Annotated in this window: 17 protein-coding genes and 2 tRNA genes; 10 read left to right on the forward strand and 9 right to left on the reverse strand. The window is 53.8% G+C overall.

Annotated elements, in window-relative coordinates; all coding sequences use genetic code 11:
• Positions 1–9 precede the first annotated feature (9 nt).
• The 10 genes from K7H08_RS13290 (at position 10) to K7H08_RS13335 (ending at position 10550) form a co-directional block, all read left to right on the forward strand.
• Positions 10–96: transfer RNA gene (locus tag K7H08_RS13290), tRNA-Leu, on the forward strand.
• 164 nt (positions 97–260) lie between these two features.
• Positions 261–337, forward strand: a tRNA-Met gene (locus K7H08_RS13295).
• Between the two features lie 295 nt (positions 338–632).
• Positions 633–1094 (forward strand): ribosome maturation factor RimP, encoded by a 462-nt coding sequence (rimP, locus tag K7H08_RS13300; protein WP_030074116.1) that lies wholly within the window; start codon positions 633–635, stop codon positions 1092–1094.
• Between the two features lie 70 nt (positions 1095–1164).
• Positions 1165–2679, forward strand: coding sequence for a transcription termination factor NusA (gene nusA, locus K7H08_RS13305; RefSeq protein WP_009723738.1), 1515 nt, complete (start codon positions 1165–1167; stop codon positions 2677–2679).
• 26 nt (positions 2680–2705) lie between these two features.
• On the forward strand, positions 2706–5249 hold the full coding sequence (infB, locus tag K7H08_RS13310; RefSeq protein ID WP_038480711.1) for a translation initiation factor IF-2: 2544 nt from the start codon (positions 2706–2708) through the stop codon (positions 5247–5249).
• A 17-nt stretch (positions 5250–5266) separates the two neighbouring features.
• Positions 5267–5683 carry a 30S ribosome-binding factor RbfA gene (rbfA, locus tag K7H08_RS13315; protein ID WP_038480714.1) on the forward strand — a complete coding sequence of 139 codons (417 nt, stop codon included), beginning with the start codon at positions 5267–5269 and terminating at the stop codon, positions 5681–5683.
• A complete protein-coding gene (gene truB, locus K7H08_RS13320) occupies positions 5683–6603 on the forward strand; it encodes a tRNA pseudouridine(55) synthase TruB (RefSeq protein WP_198349514.1) in 921 nt (306 codons plus the stop codon). The genes rbfA and truB overlap by 1 nt, the downstream gene beginning before the upstream one ends.
• Positions 6604–6722: 119 nt before the next feature.
• Complete coding sequence (gene rpsO / locus K7H08_RS13325) at positions 6723–6992, forward strand: 30S ribosomal protein S15 (RefSeq protein WP_009723734.1); 270 nt, start codon at positions 6723–6725, stop codon at positions 6990–6992.
• 137 nt (positions 6993–7129) lie between these two features.
• Entirely contained in the window at positions 7130–9292 is a 2163-nt protein-coding gene (gene pnp / locus K7H08_RS13330) for a polyribonucleotide nucleotidyltransferase (protein ID WP_231658228.1), read from the forward strand.
• An 88-nt stretch (positions 9293–9380) separates the two neighbouring features.
• Positions 9381–10550 carry an MFS transporter gene (locus K7H08_RS13335; RefSeq protein WP_038480722.1) on the forward strand — a complete coding sequence of 390 codons (1170 nt, stop codon included), beginning with the start codon at positions 9381–9383 and terminating at the stop codon, positions 10548–10550.
• Between the two features lie 86 nt (positions 10551–10636).
• Here K7H08_RS13335 and K7H08_RS13340 read toward each other — a convergent pair whose 3' ends face one another.
• The 9 genes from K7H08_RS13340 to K7H08_RS13380 form a co-directional block, all read right to left on the reverse strand.
• Positions 10637–11815: an acetyl-CoA C-acetyltransferase gene (locus tag K7H08_RS13340; RefSeq protein ID WP_231658229.1), complete on the reverse strand. Its 1179-nt coding sequence runs from the start codon at positions 11813–11815 to the stop codon at positions 10637–10639.
• A 208-nt stretch (positions 11816–12023) separates the two neighbouring features.
• Entirely contained in the window at positions 12024–12404 is a 381-nt protein-coding gene (gene panD / locus K7H08_RS13345) for an aspartate 1-decarboxylase (RefSeq protein WP_038480729.1), read from the reverse strand.
• A gap of 26 nt (positions 12405–12430) precedes the next feature.
• On the reverse strand, positions 12431–13300 hold the full coding sequence (panC, locus tag K7H08_RS13350; RefSeq protein ID WP_231658230.1) for a pantoate--beta-alanine ligase: 870 nt from the start codon (positions 13298–13300) through the stop codon (positions 12431–12433).
• Positions 13301–13329: 29 nt separating this feature from the next.
• Positions 13330–14121, reverse strand: coding sequence for a 3-methyl-2-oxobutanoate hydroxymethyltransferase (panB, locus tag K7H08_RS13355; protein ID WP_083000738.1), 792 nt, complete (start codon positions 14119–14121; stop codon positions 13330–13332).
• Between the two features lie 135 nt (positions 14122–14256).
• Positions 14257–14778, reverse strand: coding sequence for a 2-amino-4-hydroxy-6-hydroxymethyldihydropteridine diphosphokinase (gene folK / locus K7H08_RS13360; RefSeq protein ID WP_038480739.1), 522 nt, complete (start codon positions 14776–14778; stop codon positions 14257–14259).
• Positions 14779–14785: 7 nt separating this feature from the next.
• The gene (gene pcnB, locus K7H08_RS13365) at positions 14786–16171 is read right to left on the reverse strand and encodes a polynucleotide adenylyltransferase PcnB (protein WP_038480742.1); all 1386 of its coding nucleotides are present in this window, start codon (positions 16169–16171) and stop codon (positions 14786–14788) included.
• An 891-nt stretch (positions 16172–17062) separates the two neighbouring features.
• Positions 17063–18448 carry a sigma-54-dependent transcriptional regulator gene (locus tag K7H08_RS13370; RefSeq protein WP_089039907.1) on the reverse strand — a complete coding sequence of 462 codons (1386 nt, stop codon included), beginning with the start codon at positions 18446–18448 and terminating at the stop codon, positions 17063–17065.
• On the reverse strand, positions 18426–21371 hold the full coding sequence (locus K7H08_RS13375) for an ATP-binding protein (RefSeq protein WP_038480749.1): 2946 nt from the start codon (positions 21369–21371) through the stop codon (positions 18426–18428). The genes K7H08_RS13370 and K7H08_RS13375 overlap by 23 nt, the downstream gene beginning before the upstream one ends.
• Entirely contained in the window at positions 21361–21537 is a 177-nt protein-coding gene (locus K7H08_RS13380) for a hypothetical protein (protein ID WP_231658231.1), read from the reverse strand. The genes K7H08_RS13375 and K7H08_RS13380 overlap by 11 nt, the downstream gene beginning before the upstream one ends.

The following is a 21537-nucleotide window of genomic DNA, read 5'->3' on the forward strand; positions in this document are numbered from 1 at the left end:
TCCCCTGTTGCCGAAGTGGTGGAATTGGTAGACACGCTATCTTGAGGGGGTAGTGACCGTATGGTCGTGCGGGTTCAAGTCCCGCCTTCGGCACCATCTGTTTTGCTGGTTTACCAGCTTCCCAGAGTTGTTTTGTCAAATAAGCTTCATTAAAGGGCTATTGTCAAAAAGTAGGGATTGGCACCTAAGACGAAAAATGCACTTGAAAAGAAAGGTTGACGAAAGTGGTTCAAGTGTCTATTATCGTCGACCTAGATTGATGCGGGGTGGAGCAGTCTGGTAGCTCGTCGGGCTCATAACCCGAAGGTCATCGGTTCAAATCCGGTCCCCGCTACCATTTACTAGTAACATGTTAATCGCCTAAAAAGTCTTGATGTTAGTTAATCTTGATGTTGGTTGGGCAAGGGCGAAAGCCAAATCATGTTATTAGGTGGTATTACAGGTTTCTTTCGAAAAGCCCCTTCCTGTGAAGGGGCTTTTTGTTAGTAGCTTTTCGAGAGCCAAGAGTGTCTCCAGAGCGGAAGTCTTCCGAATTGCCAGAGACACATTTCCGGGTAACGCCAATCAGCCACCTAGCTTCTCATTCAACTCCTGGCCAGGTGCCTGATGCAACGGCTATAGGAGCTTTGTCTGTGGCCACAAAACACGCTGCGCTTCACGCGCTGATCGAACCTGTCGTAGCCGCCATGGGTTTTGAGCTATGGGGTATCGACCATCTTTCCCAGGGCAAGCATTCGCGGCTGGTAATTTATATCGAACGCGAAAGTGGCGTCAGCGTGGAAGACTGCGCTGATATTAGTCGCCAAGTCAGTGCCGTTATGGATGTGGAAGATCCCATTCCTGGCGAATACCGCTTGGAAGTCTCGTCGCCTGGTATGGCACGTCCCTTATATACCCTGGATCAATTTATTCGTTATCAAGGCCACCACGTTGCGCTCAAATTGCGCGTGGCTTTTGATGGACGGCGTAAATACCAAGGCCTTCTCGCTGGTGTCGAAGGCGATGAAGTACTGCTACAGCTGGATGGCGAAGAGTACTGTTTTCCAATCGAAAGCATCGATTCTGCGCACGTCGTCCCGCAATTCGACGAATAAACGGGTGGCGGCTTCCGGCAGGCTGCCGGGATGATGCACAAAAGGACAGGTTTTCTGGCGAGGCAAACGCATGAGTAAAGAAATTTTAATGGTCGTGGACGCGATCTCTAACGAAAAAGGCGTCCCCCGCGATGTTATTTTTGAGGCGGTTGAGGCCGCGCTAGCTAGCGCGTCACGCAAGCGTTTTGATCAAGAAGAAGCCAATGTGCGCGTTCATATCGACCGCCGCACGGGCGACTACGATACGTTCCGCTACTGGACCGTTGTCGAAGATGACGAATTTGAAACACCTGATTATGAAATTAAAGAAACCATCGCCGAGCAGCGTGATCCGCCGCTGAAACTAGGCGATGTGGTTGAGAAAAAGATTGAAAATGCCGTGTTTGGCCGTATCGCTGCACAAACTGCAAAGCAGGTTATCGTGCAAAAGGTACGTGAAGCCGAACGCGCTGAAGTGGTTCGTCAGTACGCTGACCGCGAAGGCGAGTTGGTGGCAGGTATCGTCAAGAAAACCACCCGTGACGGGTTGATTATCGACCTGGGTGAAAACGCTGAAGCGTTCTTGCCGCGTAACGAAATGATCCACGGTGAGCGCTACCGCATGAATGAGCGGGTACGCGCCTTGCTAGTAAAAGTTGATCCAGAGGCGCGTGGTGCGCAGCTACAGCTGTCACGTACCTGTCCTGAGTTCATCATTGAGCTGTTTAAAATTGAAGTGCCGGAAATTGCTGAACAGCTGATTGAAATCAAGGGTGCAGCGCGCGACCCTGGCTCGCGGGCCAAAATCGCCGTTAAAACTAACGACCGCCGCATCGATCCTGTTGGGGCGTGTGTTGGTATGCGCGGTTCCCGCGTACAGGCAGTGTCGTCAGAGCTGCAAAATGAGCGTGTCGATATTGTGCTGTGGGACGATAACCCAGCGCAGTTGGTGATAAATGCCATGGCACCTGCCGATGTGGCGTCTATCCTGGTTGACGAAGATGCTCACGCCATGGACGTTGCCGTTGCTCAAGACAATCTGGCGCAAGCCATTGGTCGTAGCGGCCAGAACGTGCGCTTAGCTTCTGAGCTAACCGGCTGGCGTATTAACGTGATGACCGAAGATGAAGCTGAGTCAAAACGTGAGCAGGAAATTGATAGCCTGGTGGACTCCTTTGTTCAGCATCTGGAAGTGGACGAAGACGTTGCCCGCCTATTAGTAGAAGAAGGGTTTACCACCCTGGAAGAAGTTGCCTACGTGCCGCTTGAAGAGATGCTCGAAATCGAAGAGTTCGATGAAGATTTGGTGGAAGAGCTGCGCGCACGAGCGAAAGACGAGCTGCTGACGATGGCCATTGCCTCGGAGGAAGCGCTAGACGGTGCCCAACCAGCAGACGATCTGCTGGACATGGACGGCATGGAGCGCCACCTGGCCTTCATTCTGGCTAGCCGAGGCATCGTCACCATGGAAGATCTCGCCGAGCAGTCTGTCGACGATCTGGTCGATATCGAGGAGTTGGACGAAGCGCGCGCAGCGGCACTGATCATGACTGCCCGTGCGCCCTGGTTTGAAGACGATGGCGTATCGGATTCGAACACACAGTAAAAGGTCACGGGCTGAGGAGGGTCACTATGTCGGATATGACAGTTAAAGATTTTGCAGTAAAGGTGGGCCGTGATGTGCCCCGCCTATTGGAACAGATGAAAGAAGCTGGTTTAAAACATGCGTCAGAAAGTGACGCCGTGTCTGAAGACGATAAGCAAACGCTGCTAAGCTTTTTGAAAAAAAGCCATGGCGGCGGTGACAGCGATGCTAGCAAAAACCGCATTACGTTGACGCGTAAAACCCGTAGCCGTATTAAAACGGGCGAACGTGGCAAAACGATCGAAGTGCAGGTGCGTAAGAAGAAAACGTACGTTAAGAGCGCCGAAGACGATAAGCCGAAAGCGCCTGAGCCTAAGCATTCTGGTCCGCGTCAGCTGGTAGGCGATATGGCAGAAGCGGAAGCCGAGCGTAAAGCTCGCGATATCCGCGAAGCTGAAGAGAAGGCGGCAGCGGCTAAAGCGAAAGCAGCGGAAGATGCTGCACGTAAAGCCGAGGAAGAGAAAGCCAAGGCAAAAGCGGCTGAAGTGCCCGATATCGCTGTGCCTGAGCTGCAAATCGACGATACCCCGGCACCTGATGATTTGCCGCCTGCGCCGCCGAAAGAAGGCCGCACGGATCGTCGTACAGCGCCGCCTAAAAAGGCAGCGGCTAAGAAAAAAGGCCGTAGTGACGATGAGGATCGTGGCGACCGCGAAGAACGTAAGCGCGGTGGTGGCGGTAAGAAAGTCAAACGTGCCGAGCGTCGCGGCGGTCGTCGTGGTGGTGCCAGCCAGAGTGGCAACGGCAAGCATGCTTTCCAAAAGCCGACTCAGCCGATCGTCCGTGAAGTCTCGATTCCTGAGTCCATCAGCGTTGCTGAGCTGGCCGACAAAATGTCGATCAAGGCCAATGAAGTGATCAAGGCCATGTTCAACATGGGCGCGGCCGTGACCATCAACCAAACGATTGACCAGGATACTGCGGCTATCGTTGTGGAAGAGATGGGCCACAAGGTCAAGCTAGTGAAGGACGATGCGCTGGAAACGGAAATGCTGGAAGGCATCTCCTACGAAGGCGAAGAGATTACTCGTTCACCGGTGGTCACTGTTATGGGCCACGTTGACCACGGTAAAACATCGCTGTTGGATTATATCCGTCGCGCGAAAGTCGCCACTGGCGAAGCGGGCGGTATTACCCAGCACATCGGTGCTTACCACGTGGAAGACAACCACGGCGGCGTTACCTTCCTGGATACCCCTGGCCACGCGGCGTTTACCGCAATGCGTGCCCGTGGTGCTAAAGCGACTGACGTCGTTATCCTGGTTGTTGCTGCTGACGACGGCGTAATGCCCCAGACGATTGAAGCGATCGAACACTCCAAAGCTGCTGAAGTACCCATGGTGGTGGCGGTGAACAAGATCGACAAGCAGGGCATCGATCTGGACCGCATTCGTAATGAGCTCTCGCAGCATGGCGTGATTTCAGAGGAATGGGGTGGTGACACCCAGTTTGTGCACGTTTCTGCGAAGACTGGCGATGGCATCGAAGAGCTGTTGGAAGCCATTCAGCTTGTGTCAGAAGTACTTGAATTGACGGCTGTACCTTCTGCACCTGGTAAAGGCGTTGTTGTTGAATCGCGCCTTGATAAAGGTCGCGGTCCGGTAGCCACTGTTCTGGTACAAAACGGCACGCTGAAGAAAGGCGATATCGTTCTTGCTGGTCTGCATTACGGCCGCGTTCGTGCGCTTACCAATGAGCTGGGCAAGCAAGTGGATACCGCTGGTCCTGCTATGCCGGTCGAAATCCAAGGTTTGGATGGCACGCCGGACGCAGGTGATGACTTCATGGTCGTTGCCGATGAGAAGAAAGCCCGTGAAGTGGCTAACTTCCGTCAAGGCAAATACCGCGAAGTGCGCCTGGCACGTCAGCAGAAGGCCAAGCTGGAGAACATGTTCAGCCAGATGGGTCAAGACGAAGTGGCCAAGGTCAACATCGTTCTGAAAGCTGACGTTCAAGGTTCGCTGGAAGCTATCAAAGGCGCCTTGGAAGAACTCTCCACCGGTGAAGTTGAAGTCGCCGTGGTCTCTTCGGGTGTTGGCGGTATCACCGGTACTGATGCCAACTTGGCGCTTGCTTCTGAGGCCATCGTCGTTGGCTTCAACGTCCGTGCTGATGCGGCTGCTCGTGAAATCATCGAACGTGAAGGTCTGGATCTGCGCTACTACAGCGTTATTTACCAGCTGATCGATGAGGTTAAGCAGGCGATGAGCGGTATGCTTGCTCCCGAGTGGAAAGAAGAGATCGTGGGTGTGGCCGAAGTACGCGATGTGTTCCGCGCACCGAAAATTGGTGCAGTGGCTGGCTGTATGGTTGTCGAAGGCACCGTATCGCGCAGCAAACGTATCCGTGTACTGCGTGACAACGTGGTGATTTACGAAGGCGAGCTCGAGTCGCTGCGCCGCTTCAAAGATGACGTTCAAGAAGTGCGTAACGGCATGGAATGCGGCATCGGCGTGAAGAACTACAACGATGTTCAGGTCAACGATAAGATCGAAGTCTTTGACCAAGTGAAGGTCGAGCGCAGCCTGTAAGGCCGCGAGGAGCAATCATGCGCGAATTTAAGCGTACCGACCGAGTTGCTGACCAGCTCCAAAAGGAGCTGGCAGTACTGATCCAGCGCGAAGTAAAAGACCCGCGTTTGGGCATGATAACGGTGAGCGGCGCGACCGTTAGCCGTGATCTTGGCTACGCCGATATCTATGTCACCTTATTGGGTGAGCAAGATCCCGCGCGTATCAAAGAAAACCTGCAGGTGCTAAAGCGCGCTGGAGGCTTTCTAAGAAGCCAAATTGCCAAGCGTATTAAGCTGCGTCACGTACCTGAACTGCGCTTTCATTACGATGAAAGCGTGGTACGTGGCCAGCACCTCTCGTCACTGATCGACGAAGCGGTTTCAACTGACCGCGCACGCCAGCAGGATGATGAAGAGGGAAGCGACAATGACAATGGTGAGGAGACGCGCTAATGGCACGTCGCCGTCGCGGATTGCCGGTTAATGGCGTATTGCTGCTGGATAAGCCTAAGGGTATTTCCAGCAACCATGCGCTGCAGCGTGTGCGTCGTCTGTTTGAGGCGCAAAAAGCCGGTCATACCGGCACGCTGGACCCTATGGCAACAGGCTTGTTACCTATTTGCCTTGGGGAAGCTACTAAGTTTTCCGCGCACCTGTTAGAAGCCGACAAGATGTATCGCACCCGTGTAGAACTGGGTGTGATTACAGACACCGGTGATGCCGAAGGCACGGTCATTGAACGGCGAGAGGTCCCCCGCTTAACGGCTGGGGATGTCGAGTCAGTCCTAGCTCGCTTTCACGGCGAGATTGACCAAGTGCCGCCGATGTATTCGGCATTGAAGCATCAAGGCAAAAAGCTGTATGAGCTTGCCCGTGAGGGTAAGCACGTTGAGCGTGCAGCGCGGCGAGTAAGCGTGTATGATGCGCGGCTGCTTGCTTTCGAGGGCACTGCCTTTGAGATTGAAGTCAGCTGCAGCAAAGGCACGTATATTCGCACCTTGGCTGAAGATATTGGTCATGCGCTGGGCTGTGGTGCCCACATTAGCCAGTTGAGAAGGCTCAAAACGGGGCCCTTTACCGGCGATGCAATGTGGACACTGGAGGGCCTTGAGGCGCTGGCAGATCAAGCCACCCGAGAGGCTGAACTAATGCCTGCGGATGTGCTGGTCGATCATTTGCCGTCGCTGACGGTGGATGAAACGGCTTACGGGCGTCTTGCACACGGCCAATCGGCTAGTTTAGCCATTGGTGTGCTTGAGCCTGATACGCTGGCAAGACTTTATTACGCTGAGACGTTTATCGGCCTTGGCGTTGTAAAAGGGGCGCAGGAAGTAGCTCCCAAGCGGCTGTTAAGTACCGTCGCTATCTCGTAAAGCGTTGCAAGGACGTAGCGATTTGCGCGAAAATTGTACGTGAAGATAGTTGCATGAGACTGCAAATATGCGTGGTCTCACCCATTCAATTTTAGGCATATTGCTTACTGGAGAGACAGATGGCATTAACCGCTGAGAAGAAGGCCGAGATCGTCAACGAATACGGCCGCGGCGATAACGATACCGGTTCCCCTGAAGTTCAGGTTGCACTGCTGAGCGCCAACATTAATGGCCTGCAGGACCACTTCAAAACCAACAAGCAGGATCACCACTCTCGTCGTGGTCTGATCCGCATGGTAAACCAGCGTCGTAAGCTGTTGGATTACCTGAAGCGTAAAGATTTTGAACGCTATCAGTCTCTGATTCAGCGTTTAGGTCTGCGTCGTTAAGCGTTAACGGCAACGATCAAAAACGGGCAGCCCCTTGTGGGCTGCCCGTTTTTTTGTTTCTGGTAGCCGTATGGCGCCACAGCGCCTAGAATGGTGGCGAGTCAAAACGACCCAAGCGAAAAGACAAGTAGATATTAATGTTAAAGGAAGTCGCCGTGAATCCGGTAAAAAAAACGTTTCAATACGGTCGTAGCACCGTCACCCTAGAAACTGGGCGTATTGCTCGCCAAGCCACTGGTGCCGTTATGGTGACCATGGATGAAACCGTCGTACTGTGTACGGTTGTGGCTAAAAAAGAAGCAAACCCCAATCAGCCTTTCTTCCCACTCTCGGTACACTACCAAGAGAAAACCTACGCAGTGGGCAAGATCCCCGGCGGCTTCTTTAAGCGCGAAGGGCGTCCTACTGAGAAAGAAACCCTTACCTCACGTCTGATTGATCGTCCGATCCGTCCGCTATTTCCTAAAGGGTTTATGAACGAAGTGCAGGTTATCTGTACTGTTCTGTCGACTGATCGTAATCATGACCCCGATATCGCAGCCCTACTGGGCACTTCGGCAGCGCTGGGTATTGCTGGTGTGCCGTTCAACGGCCCGATTGGCGCGGCACGTGTGGGCTTTAATGAAGAGCAGGGCTACTTCCTAAACCCAACCGTTGAAGAGCTGACTACCTCAGAGCTGGACATGGTTGTTGCCGGTACCGAAAACGCCGTATTGATGGTGGAGTCGGAAGCTCAGGAACTGCTTGAAGACGAAATGCTTGGTGCCGTGCTGTTTGGTCACCAAGAAATGCAGGTAGCCGTTAGCGCGATTAAAGAGCTGGTCGCTGACGCTGGCAAACCGCGTTGGGATTGGCAGCCTGCTCAAGAAAATGTAGCACTGAAAACGGCCATGGCCGATGCCTTTGAAGCCAAGGTAGGTGATGCTTATCGCATTACTGACAAAATGGCTCGTCAAGATGCGCTGTCAGCGCTGAAAGATGAAGCGGTTGCACAGTTGGCCACTGCTGAAGGCGAAGAAGTAGAAGGTAAGTTCAGCAAAGATGACGTGAAAGGTGCGTTTGCTGGCCTTGAAAAGCGCGTTGTACGCTCTCGTGTCGTAAAAGGCGAGCCCCGTATCGATGGACGCGACAATGCCACTGTACGTCCTCTAGCGATTGAGGTGGGTGTACTGCCTAAGACACACGGTTCGGCAGTATTTACCCGTGGTGAAACTCAGGCCATCGCCATTGCTACCTTGGGCACCCTGCGCGATTCGCAGCTGATCGAGTCCCTGGAAGGTGAGCGTAAAGACCGCTTTATGCTGCACTACAACTTCCCTCCTTACTGTGTTGGTGAAGCCGGCTTTATGGGCGGCCCGAAGCGTCGCGAAATTGGCCATGGCCGTTTAGCACGCCGTGGCGTTCAAGCGATGCTGCCGTCAGAAGACGTTTTCCCCTATACCATCCGTGTGGTATCGGAAATCACCGAATCTAACGGTTCTAGCTCCATGGCGTCAGTGTGCGGCTCCTCGCTCGCGCTGATGGATGCTGGTGTACCATTAAAAGCACCGGTGGCAGGTATTGCCATGGGCTTGGTGAAAGATGAAGACGGCTATGCGGTATTGACCGATATCCTGGGTGACGAAGATCACCTGGGCGATATGGACTTCAAAGTTGCCGGTTCTGAAGAGGGCGTTACTGCTCTACAGATGGACATTAAGATTGAAGGCATCAATGAAGAGATCATGGAGAAAGCGCTGCAGCAGGCTCATGATGCTCGCCTCAGTATCCTTGCTCAGATGAACGACGTGATCAGTCAAAGTCGTACCGATGTGTCGGAGAATGCTCCGTCTATGGCGACAATCAAAATTGATCCGGACAAGATTCGTGATGTGATCGGTAAAGGCGGCGCGACGATTCGTAAGATTTGCGAAGATACCGGCGCTTCTATTGATCTAGATGATGATGGCACCGTGCGCATCTACGCCGAAGATAAAGCCGCAGCCAAAAAAGCGATCGATACCGTGCTGGCAATTACCGCAGAGGCGGAAATTGGTAAGCTTTATAACGGTAAAGTAGTTCGCATTGCGGACTTTGGCGCTTTCGTTAATATCATGCCGGGTACCGACGGCTTGGTTCACATATCGCAAATTGTTGCCGAGCGCGTTAACAACGTGCGCGACTTCTTAAATGAAGGCGATGATGTGATTGTGAAAGTATTGGATATCGACAACCGCAATCGTGTGAAACTCTCAATCAAAGAGATCACCGAGGAAGAGAAAGCAGCTTTTGCCGCTGCCGAGGCGGACGTCGCTAACTAAAGCGATGTAGACGTAACGGCCGCCCCCGCAGCTTTCAGTTGCGGGGGCGGTGTCGTTTTATAGGCAGTATAGGAAAAGAGAAGAGAACATGGAGAAGGAGCAAGCGCCGCGTTGGTGGGCGGTAGTGGCCGTGATGATCGGCATTTTTTTATTGGTGACAGCTGAGCAACTGCCTATAGGGTTATTGTCCCAGGTGGCGTCGTCAATGGGTGTCACACCAGGTATGGCGGGCCTTATGGTGACCGTGCCGGGAGTTGTTGCCGCTTTCTCAGCGCCTCTGTTGCCGGTCGCGGTAGGCCGTCTAGATAGACGCATTATGCTCACGGTGATGATGATTGTGATGGTGATTGGCAGCGCGCTTTCAGCAGTGGCCAGCAATTTTGGGTTACTACTGGCAGCCCGTGTGTTGGTGGGCATTAGTATCGGTGGGTTTTGGGCCATTGCGGGCAGTATTGCCCCAAGGCTGGTGCCCAGCGATCAAGTTGCCAAGGCCATGACGATTATTTTCGGTGGTGTGGCCGCTGCGTCAGTATTGGGGGTGCCGTTAGGCACGCTGCTTGGGGACCTGAGCAACTGGCGGGTGGCGTTTGGTGCGCTAGGAGGGCTGAGTCTTTTAACCTCCATTGCACTATGGTGTTGGCTACCGCCACTGCCGCCAAGAGAGCCGGTACGGTTGCGTATGTTAGCGCAGCAGTTTAGCAATCGCGGCGTGCGTGTCGCGGTGTTAACCACTGGCTTTGTCGTAATTGGGCACTTTGCTGCTTATACCTTTATTAGCCCCATTCTGCAGGAGATTAGTGGCGTGGCTCAGCGTCATGTTGGCAGTTTGTTGTTGCTATATGGGGCGGCCGGGATTTTAGGTAATATCGCGGCAGGTATCTTTGCTGGGCGTCACCCTTATCGGGCGGTGCTGGCCATTCCTAGCTTGTTACTGTTAGTTGTGGCTATTTTCCCGCTACTGGGAGTTCAACCTACCAGCGGCGTACTGCTGCTAATGGTATGGGGGGCTGTTTTTGGCAGCGTATCAGTAAGTATTCAAACCTGGATTATACGTACGGCACCTAATACCGAGGCTGCTACCGCGCTGATGGCCTTTACCTTTAATATGTCAATTGGTTTAGGAGCCATGTTTGGTGGACGTATCGTTGATGGCACTAGCCTGCCGATTGCTATGTGGGCGGCATCAGTGCTGTTTTTGCTCGGGGCTTTACTGGTATGGCGAACGCCTTCGAGCATTGTAGGGGAGAAGCGTCGCTAGTCCTTAAAAAAGCCGTAAAAATAAGCTAACAAAAATGCCCCCGCTAAGTAGCGGGGGCATGACGTTTAACCGTATTGAAAAAGTGGTTAAGGGCGCTCAATCGCCAGTGCGACGCCTTGGCCGCCGCCGATACACAGGGTGGCTAGGCCTTTCTTAGCATCACGCGCAATCATTTCATGCAGTAAGCTAACCAAAATACGACAGCCAGAAGCACCGATCGGGTGGCCTAGTGCAATAGCACCGCCATTCACGTTCACTTTGCTGACATCCCAGCCCAACTCTTTGTTGACTGAAAGCGCTTGAGCAGCGAATGCTTCGTTAGCTTCTACTAGGTCAAGGTCGTCCAGGCTCCAGCCCGCTTTTTCGAGGCAGCGGCGGGTGGCCGGAGCTGGGCCAATGCCCATAATTGCTGGGTCAACGCCAGCGTTAGAGTAAGCGGCAATACGCGCCAGTGGCTCTAAGCCAAGTTCTTTGGCTTTTTCTGCTGAGCAAAGCATCACCACTGCAGCGCCATCGTTTAAGGAGGAGGCGTTACCGGCGGTAACGGTGCCGTCTTTCTTGAACGCGGGGCGCATACCACCTAGCTTCTCAGCGGTAACTTCCCGTGGGTTCTCATCCGTATCAAACACCACTGGATCGCCTTTGCGCTGCGGAATTTCCACAGGAACGATCTGGCCTTTGAATTTACCATCTCTGATAGCTTGCGCAGCTTTTTGCTGAGAGGCCGCCGCGAACTCATCCATCGCTTCGCGAGTGATACTGTATTTTTCCGCTAGGTTTTCCGCGGTAATACCCATGTGATAGTTGTTGAATGCATCCCACAGGCCATCGTGAACCATGGAATCAATCGCTTTCCAGTCGCCCATGCGCTGACCGTTACGCGAGTTAGGCAGGATGTGGGGGGACGCAGACATGTTTTCCTGTCCACCTGCCAGAATAACGCTGGCGTCACCGCAACGGATGGCCTGGGTAGCCAAGTGCAGGGCCTTGAGGCCTGAGCCGCATACCTTGTTGATCGTCATGGCTGGAACGGCATCAGGCAGACCAGCTTTGATAGCCGCCTGGCGCGCAGGGTTTTGGCCTACGCCAGCTGTCAGCACTTGGCCTAGCAACACTTCATCAATTTGCTCTGGGGCAACGCCGGTAGCGGCGAGAATGTCTTTAATAACCAATGCACCTAAATCGCTAGCAGGAATGCCAGCGAGTGATCCACCAAAGCTTCCTACGGCGGTGCGGCGAGCGGCGACAATAACCACGTCTTGCATATGATGACTCCTTGGGTAAGTAACGCAACGTTCCGAGTGAGGACAGAGGCTTCAGGGGAAGCGGACTCTCCATTGTTGTTAGCATGTTGTGTCGAACTTATCTATCAGCATAGGGGAAGGTTGTGCATTGCGGCAATACGCTTTTTTAGGCAAATAAAAACGGGCCGTAAAACGGCCCGTTAAATAGCTGCTTACTCAACTGCTTGGCTTACGCTAATTGGACAGGAATCGCATTGCTGGTGTGGCTAACGTGATTGCCTTCTTGCAGATAGACAAGCGCAGGCTGATGCTTTTCAAGCTCTGCTTCGGAGTAGTGAGCGTAACTACAAATAATAATCCGATGCCCCGGTGAGGCTAAATGCGCGGCTGCACCATTGATGGAAATTAGCCGAGAGCCTTCTTCTCCACGAATCGCGTAGGTAGTGAAGCGCTCGCCGTTTTCCACGTTATAGATCTGGATTTGCTCGTTTTCGCGAATACCGGCCATATCCAGCAATTCCCCGTCGATAGCACAGGAACCTTCGTAATTGAGTACCGCGTGGGTAACGCGAGCCATATGCAGCTTGGCTTTAAGCATAATCGTGTGCATAGAAACTCCTAAATAGCGAAACTAGCTTACGCGCTAGTGTCAGTGGCAGCGTCTGGGAGCTGCACGCTGATGTTGTCAATAAGTCGAGCGGGGCCTAGCTTAGCCGCTGCTAGTAGCACGGCACTGCGTGTCGAGCTGCTCACAGGAGCAAGCGTTGCGTCACGTAGCTCAAGGTAGTCAGGCGTAAAGCCAGCATCATACAGTGCCGTTTTACCCTGTTGTAGTACCTCTTCGATGGAGGTGCCGCGCTCTAACGCATCGCGTAGCTCGCATAAGGTGCGATATAGCATGGGGGCTTTTGCGCGCTCAGACGCACTTAAATAACCATTACGAGAGGAGAGCGCTAGGCCGTCATCAGCGCGCACAATCGGTACGCCGATAATCTCGATAGGCATGTGTAGATCACTCACCAGCTTACGAATGACCGCAAGTTGCTGGTAATCTTTTTCACCGAAGCAAGCTACATCCGGCTGCACCAGATTAAATAGCATGCTGACCACGGTAGAAACGCCATCAAAGTGCCCAGGGCGCGAGCCTCCGCACAACCCTTCACCTACGTCGGGGACATGCACGAGAGTCTGGGCAGCCAGGCCATTGGGGTAAAGCGCGCTGACGGTGGGGGCGAAGAGAATATCGCAGCCAGCATCAGTCAACTGCGCTTGGTCTGCCTCGAGCGTCCGTGGGTAGGCGTCCAGGTCTTCCCCGGGACCGAACTGCATTGGGTTCACGAACAGGCTTGAAATGACGACGTCAGCGTGCTGACGAGCATTGGCCACAAGCGTCAAGTGGCCTTGATGCAAGTTGCCCATGGTGGGCACTAAGGCAATGCGTTGGCCACGCTGGCGGTATTCGCGGAGCGTGCTGCGTAATTCGTTGATATCTCGTAAAGTGCGCATAAAGAGGTCGTGGTCGTTCCAGTTGGCGCTTAAAAACAGTGCTCAGCGGCTGGGAAAGTACGGGTTTTAACCGCTTCATGGTAGTGTGCAAATGCGCTTTGAATGCTTTCAGCATCAGCCATGAAATTCTTGACGAAGCGCGGTGTGCGGCCATGAGTAACGCCTAGCACGTCGTGCATGACTAGAATTTGGCCATCGGTATCAGGGCCTGCGCCGATGCCAATCACTGGGACGTCTAAGGCTTCAGTTACCGCTTTGCCAAGACTGGCTGGTACACATTCCAGCAAAATCACGGAAGCACCTGCCTCAACGAGCACTTTGGCATCATTGATAATTTGTTCGGCCTGGGCGGCTTCGCGGCCTTGCACTTTATAACCACCTAACTGGTAGACCGTTTGCGGTGTTAACCCAAGGTGGGCGCATACCGGGACGCCGCGGCGGGTCATCTCACGGATACCGTCGGCCATCCATGCTTCGCCTTCGACTTTTACCAGTTCAGCGCCAGCACGCATCAATGCGGCAGAATCTTCTAGCATGCGTTCCGTGGTGGCGTTGCTCATAAACGGCAAGTCCACCATCAACAGGCTATGGCCTTTGCCACGCGCCGTGCAGCGTGTGTGGTAGCAAATATCTTCAATAGTCACGGGAAGCGTACTAGTGTGCCCTTGTAAGACCATGCCTAGGGAATCGCCGACTAGCAGAACATCAACGCCTGCAGCGCTGGCGGCATGGGCAAAAGAGGCATCGTAAGCGGTCAGGCAACTGAACGTTTCGCCGGCGCGCTTATACGCCTGCAGAGTGCTCAGGGTGACGGTTTTCATGGCGTGCTCTCGTAGTTTCTAAGTGGGCCGATGCAACGTGGGCAGCCGACCATTATTAACGTTGCATCCTTGCAAGCGTGAAGTGGCGTAACTGGCAATTGTTACCTGAATGGGGGCTTGGTGTCGAGATTTGTGTCAGACGGTAGCAGTCACGGTAGCATTTGGATTGTCTAACCGTTGTATCCCACTTTGCTCAAGCTGCTTCAGCCACTCAGCAAGCGGCTGTTGATAAAGCACTATTGGCTCTAATTGAGTAGCAGACACCAGTTCTTCAAGAGGCGCTAATACAAAGGCGCGTTCATGCATATGGGGATGAGGAACCTGAAGCCTAGGGCGCGCGATCGTGTCTTGATTGTAAAGCAGCAGATCTAAATCCAGCGTGCGCGGCCCCCAGTGGCGCAATCGCCGACGGCGGTGGCGTTGCTCTAGCCCTTGAAGCTGGTCCAGTAGTGCCAGCGGAGAAAGCGTAGTTTCAAGGGCGGCCACGGCGTTAATGAAGTCAGGCTGGTCCTGTGGCCCTATTGGCCGTGTAGCGTATAGGGACGACTGGGCCACCAACTGGCAAAGAGGCAGTGTGTCCAGTTCTCGTAAGGCTTGGCGAATGTGGCTGACGGGATCATCCAGATTGCTACCTAGACCAATATAAGCAAGTGACATTGTGTTCTTACTGCTCTGTTTTACGTGGTTTGCGTCGTTTTTTACGTCGACGGTCCCCCTGGCTTGCCGGATCACTTCCCACTTTTTGCAGCAGCCGAAGTTGCTCGTGCTCATCACCTTGCTGGAAGGCATTCCACCAATCGCCTAAGCCACGCGGTATTTCACCTGCTTGTTCACGCAACAGCAGCAAATCGTAGGCGGCTCGGAAGCGTGGGTGTTCGCGGGTTTGAAATGCCCGTTTGCCACGGCGCAGAGGAAGGCGTGCCTGTAGTTCCCAAATATCGCGCATCGGCATGCCAAAGCGTTTGGGAATCGAAATATGCTGTAACTGGCGAGTGACTACCTGCTGGGCGGCAGTTTGCAGCGCTGGAATTGCGGGCATGCCTTCGCGCTCAAGCTCGGCTTGACGGTGTGCCACTGGCGCCCACAAAAAGGCGGCTAGCAGAAAGGCTGGCGTCACTGGCCGGCCTTCCGCAATGCGCTTATCGGTGTTAGTGAGCGCTTGCTCAATCAGATCTTCGGCCCAAGCAGCATCCGCCATGGCTTCTTCCGCTTCGGGGAACAGCATGCCAAACAAGTTGTAATGGCTCAGTAAGCGGAAAGTAATTAAGCCGTGTCCCGACATGAATAGCTTGAGTACTTCATCAAACAAACGGGCGGGAGGAATTTGCAGTAACAGCGGCGCTAGATCATACATCGGCTCTTCAGTGGCTGGCTCGATGGTGAAATCGAGCTTGGCCGCAAAGCGCACCGCACGCAGCATACGTACTGGGTCTTCCCGATAGCGGGTAACGGGGTCGCCAATCAGTCGCAGCGTACGTGACTCAATATCACGCGCGCCGTTGGCAAAGTCATGAATCGTGAAGTCAGCGATATTGTAGTAAAGCGCATTCACGGTGAAGTCGCGGCGTAGAGCGTCTTCTTCGATGTTGCCCCACACATTGTCTCGCAATAGCAGGCCATCGTCAGACTGCTGGGCGATATGATCGCCGTGCTCGTCCTGAGGCTTGCCGCGGAAAGTGGTAACTTCAATGACTTCGCGACCAAAGCGCACATGCACAATGCGAAAACGCCGACCAATCAGCCGCGAATTGCGAAACAGATCGCGCACCTGTTCCGGCGTTGCATTCGTGGCAACGTCGAAATCTTTCGGCATTTTGCCCAGCAATGCATCACGAATGCAGCCGCCAACTAGGAAGGCATCAAATCCAGCGCCATTAAGGCGATACAGCACCTTTAACGCGGCCTCGCTGATTTGCTGACGAGAAACAGGGTGCTCGGAGCGCGGAATAATACGGGGACTGAGCGCATCAGCGGCGCTCTCTGGGGAATCGAGCAGGGATTTCAAGTGCTCTCCCGGGCTATGTAATAAACGGGTAAATCCTTTAAACATGCGGCGATATCGACTCGCAGGGTATCGAAAACAGTATTATCGAAAACAGTATCGAGAAACGTAGCGAAAAAATGACCGCAAGGTTAGCGGTAAGTTGCTGAGTGTAGCCGACCCCTTGAGGCTTGCAAAGCACTGGAGCAGGGTTTGTAAAAGACGACTGCTTTAAACGCGGAAAGGGGAGGCTACAAGAGCCTCCCCTATAAAGCAGACAATCAGCGTCCATGCTGTTGTTTTTCTTCATGATGGCACATCGCTCTGAATACGCACCGCAGTCGGTAGGCGTGAGAACCAGTCTGATTCCGACCGCCTCGTATTCAAAACAATAATCCAACCGCGAACTTTTTCTCCCGGCGTGTTGTTATTGGTTCCGGGGTGTACACACATGCTGCTGTTGTTTTTGTTTGGAAGCAGATTCTTTGTGTACGTCGCGTCCTTTTTTGGGCACTTGCTGACTGTTGTTATTGTTCGCTGCGCCTATTCTGCTTAGCGCTAGCAAGTCGTGAGACTCAAGCCTATTGTTCTTGTTAGTACTATGATCTCTGCCTGGCCCTGTTGTTTTTGTTTTGGCTCAGGTTGGGGCGGTGTCATGTTGTTTTTGTTAGCGACGTCCGCGCTGCCCATTTTGTTCTTCTTGCCCAGTAGTATTGCACTTGCTGTGCCACCCATATTTTATTCTTTTATTTTCATGGGCTTGTAATTTATTGGCTATGCCAGGGAACTAATCGCAACGCATAGTGTTACCCGTTTTTAAGGGATTTTTGGGGCGTGTTGTGTGGGAAGGTAACAGTGGCTGATGGGAAAGTTTTGGATATTTCTTATGCAAATCAATCTATTGGACGTTAGTCGTAGAGGGCGAGGTGGTGAATGGCTAATCATAGGTATTGCCGCCACCTAATTGGGGCGGCGTGCGGTTTTTTTACGTGGAATGCCTAGGCGCTGGCGCCTCTCCCATAAATTTTTACGGCTAATTCCCAGTTTTTGGGCTAACTCGGTTTCACTCATTTGATCCTGATGTTCCAGCACAAAATGCTGAAAATAGTCCTCGAGAGAGAGGTCGTCGTCATCGCCACTTGGCGCTGATGATTCATTGGCTAATGCGGAGCTGTTACCTGCAGAAGAGTGAGGTCGATTGGTAACAGGGCCAAGGCCTAGGTCGTCAGGGTGAATCAAATGCCCCTCAGCTAGAATTACACCCCTCTCCAGTGCATTCTCAAGCTCGCGTACGTTACCAGGCCAAGGGTAGTCGCGTAGGTCCTGTCGGGAAGCCCGTGACAAACGAAGCCCTTGGCGATCATGACGTTTGCAGGCTTTATCTAACAGGATATCGGCTATCTTCAATACGTCTTCTTCACGGTCGCGCAGCGGAGGCAGTTCAATCTGCATAACGTTAAGGCGATAGTAGAGATCTAGTCGGAATTCCCCGCTTTTTGACAGAGCGCGCAAGTCCCTATGGGTGGCGGCGATCAGGCGAACGTCCACATGGCGTGTTTCGACGGAGCCAATTTTGCGGATTTCACCTTCCTGGAGTACGCGTAACAGCCGCGCCTGGGCATCCAGTGGTAACTCGCCGATTTCATCTAAAAACAGGGTGCCACCGTCGGCGGCTTCCACTAACCCGGTTCGGGCAGCGCTAGCGCCGGTAAACGCTCCTTTCTCATGGCCAAAAAGCTCTGACTCGATCAGCGTCTCAGGTATTGCCGCGCAGTTCACACAAATCAGCGGTGCTTTGGCGCGTTTGCTTTGCTGATGAATGGCCCGGGCAACGAGCTCTTTACCTGTGCCGGATTCTCCTTGAATTAGCACGGTAACGTCTGCCGGGGCTGTTTTGCGAATGCGCGTGTAAACCTGCTGCATAGCCGTGCAATTGCCGATCATCGTTTGACGCCCACCTCCTTCATCGGTGATATCCGGAGGTGTGCCTTGCTGCATCGACTGCTTATGCAGAATGCGTTCGACGGTTTCTAAAAGCTCGGTGTGATCAAATGGTTTAGCAACATAGTCCACAGCCCCTTGCTTAAGCGCGTCGACTGCCGAGCGCATGCTGGCATAGCTGGTCATTATCAGTACCGGCGCGGGGGCTGCGGCCTCAATGAGGGCGGTGCCAGGATCACCTGGCAGTCGCAGGTCGCTAATGACTAGATCAAACTCGCTAGGCGCCAGCTCACGTGCTTCTTCTGCGCTGCCCGCTTCGCTGACGGTATAGCTGTGACGTTCGAGTAAACGCTTTAATGCGCTGCGAATAATCGCTTCATCTTCAACAATCAGTATCCTGGGCATGAGGTAGGTGATCATCCTGTTGGTAAAGCGGTAGCCAAAGCGTGATGGCAGTGCCGCGAGGCTTTCCTGGAGGTGGTGACGCAACCTCTATTTTGCCTTGGTGCTCATTGATAATTTGGTAGGCCAACGAGAGCCCAAGCCCCGTTCCTTGACCCGCAGGCTTGGTCGTGGTGAACGGCTCGAAAAGGCGATGCTTCACGCTTGGGTCAATGCCGTGGCCATCATCGGTGACTCGCCACCAAGCATGGCTTGCCTGTTTGCCTGCTTCAATATGAACCGTGCCCTGAGCGTCGCAAGCGTCTTTGGCATTGCTCAGTAAGTTGACCATGACCTGGGTTAATCGCTGAGCATCGCCACGCACCACGATGTCATCCGGGCAGTCATTGGTAAAGCTTACATCCTCCCCCGAGCGCGCTAAATGGATCAAGTGCAGCGCGTCTTCGCTAACGGTAGAGAGCGAGGCGGGGGATGCCGGCAGTGGCAGGGTTTGACGGCCACCGTGGGCAAAACCGACCAGCGAGTTAACAATCTTAGTGACTCGTTGGGTTAACTGTTGAATTTGGTCAGCCGTTTCCAGTAGCGCTGGGTCATCGGTATCGTAGCGCAAGTTTTGGGCCAGTGACGAAATGCCCGTGATAGGGTTGCCTATTTCATGTGCCACGCCTGCCGCAAGTTGCCCTATGGAGGCCAAACGCGCTGCGTGGACAAGTTCCTCTTCTAGCCACTTCATTTCAGTATGGTCTTCTACCAAAATTACGCTGCCGCCACGGCTGTCGTGTCCGCTTAACACTGCTTTGTGAAGAGTGAGGAAGTAATCCTTGCCATGTAGTGACACGGCTTGTTTATACAACGGCGTATGGCTGGCGTTGAGTACGCTACCGAGTAAATTGGGCCAGGGTGGGGGCAGGCTATCTCGGCGTGAGCCAATCACGCTATCGCCGCTAATCCCGGAGAGTGATGAAAGCGCCTCATTCCACATTAACAGCTCATCATCGTCGCCTAGCACGCACAAGCCTACGGGCAAGTAGGCTAACGTTTGCCGGTGATGGCGGCGTAAGCCATCCAGTTCCCGAGCCAACCCAGTGAGCCTAGAGCGGTAAGCTTCCAGGCGGCTTTCAACAAAATGAATGTCGTCAGTGACCGGTGCGTCGTCGTGGCGGTAGGGCAAGTAACGATCAACAATATCTCGCGCAACTGAAGGCCCCATTAAACCGGATAAATTCGCCTGGATTCGGTCGCGCAGGCGGCGCAGTGCATAGGGGCGGCGCTCCTGAGGTGTCAGGTTTAGCGCTGCCAGTGCGCGGTCAACTTCACGGCTGGCTGCTTCATCGCCCAACGCTTGGGCAAGATAAGTAGGGAAGTCTCCCGCCGTGGCAGCTTCCAGTGGTAGGCGTTTTGAACGAATGACCGCATCTACGGAGCATGCTTCAGCCGCAGAGCGTTCTCCTTCTGAGATGCGGGTAAATAACGACACAATGAGAAGCAGTAAAATATTAACCGCTAAAGAAACAAGCGTAACGTTATACCAAATGGGCGCATCCGCAGACATCAGGGGAGTGAGGGGTAGCGAGAGCGTGGGGAGATCAAGCAAAAGCGGCAACCATAGGCCCCACAGCCAAATGATGATGCCGCTCATTAGCCCGGCGATCATGCCCTTGCGGTTCGCACCGGGCCAGTACAACAACGCCAGCATGCCAGGCAGGCACTGTGCCATGCCTACAAATGCAGCGAGCCCCAAGTTTGTCAGCGAATGGTAGCGACCGACGCTTTCAGCAAATAGCCACCCGCCCGCAATCACAGCGACGACTAAACCGCGACGTAGCCAGAGCAGCCAGCCGTATAAATCGCTACGCGCCTCCGGGGGACGAGCCACTAGCACCACGTGGTTAAGCACCATGCCTGAAAGAGCCAGCGCGATCATCATCATGGTGCCACTGGCGGCGGCAAGGCCACCGATGAAGGCTAGCGCTCCCACCCACCAATGCTCTGACATCAAGAAGGCGGCGTAGGCTGCAACGGGAACCGTCTCGTTTATCGATTGTGCAGCCCACCAAATCAACGGTACTGGCAGTGCCATCAGTAGCAAAAATAGCGGTAATGTCCAACTGGCTTGGAGCAGGGTGTGGCGAGAAAGGCTTTCTGCAAAGGTAATCTGAAACAGGTGCGGCATCATGAAAGCGGCCGCAAAGAACAGCAGTAGCAGCGTGCGCCATTGGGGGGCTTCAAATTGCGGCGTTGCGGCTTGGGCTGCGGCTCCAGGCCCTTCTAACCACTGCTGTAATCCGTGAGGCCCATCAAATACCCACCACAGTGCAATGGCACCTAGCCCAAGCATCGCCAGTAGTTTAATGATCGATTCAAAAGCAATCACGCTGAGTAGCGTATCGTGACGATGTCGGTGGCTGTGGCGTGCGCCAAACAACACCGCACAGCCTGCGATCACACCGCAAAACAGCAGGGTGGCCGCCGCGCTATAGCGGCTGCCGGTGAGCAAGTAGACCGCATCGCTTAAGGTTTGCACCTGGATACCCAGCAGCGGCATCACGGCTAGCAGGCTGATCAGCGTTACCAGAGTGCCTGCCCAGCGGGATCGGTAGCGAAACGCAAATAGATCCGCCAGTGAAGAGAGCTGGTAGGTACGAGTAATGCGTTGTATGGGCACCAGCAGTACGGGGGCCAGCAGAAAAGCCCCGGCTGCACCGAGGTAATATGCCAGGTAACCAAAGCCTGCTTTCGCCGCAAGTTCCACACTGCCATAGATTGCCCACGCGCTGGCGTATACGCCCAATGCCAGGGTGTACACAATAGGGTGGCGCGTAATGCGCACGGGCACCCAGCCACGCTCAACGGCCATGCCGCAGGCAAACAGTAAGGCAAGATAGCCTAGGCCCAGCAGTACTACTCCTAAAAGCTCAACGCTCATCTAACTTCCTTTTTTGCTCAAGCCATAGCGTTAGCGCGATCAGACCGCCCCAAATAGCAAATGGGCGATACCAGGCAATGCTTGGATCTCCCCAGCCGTCCATCAGTAACGGCGAAAGCAAATAGCCGCCAAACACCAAGAACAGCAGTATGCGATAAACGTACAT

Origin of the sequence: Halomonas sp. IOP_6, from assembly GCF_021151565.1 — a bacterium.
In the GTDB taxonomy this organism is placed as follows: Bacteria; Pseudomonadota; Gammaproteobacteria; order Pseudomonadales; family Halomonadaceae; genus Vreelandella; species Vreelandella alkaliphila.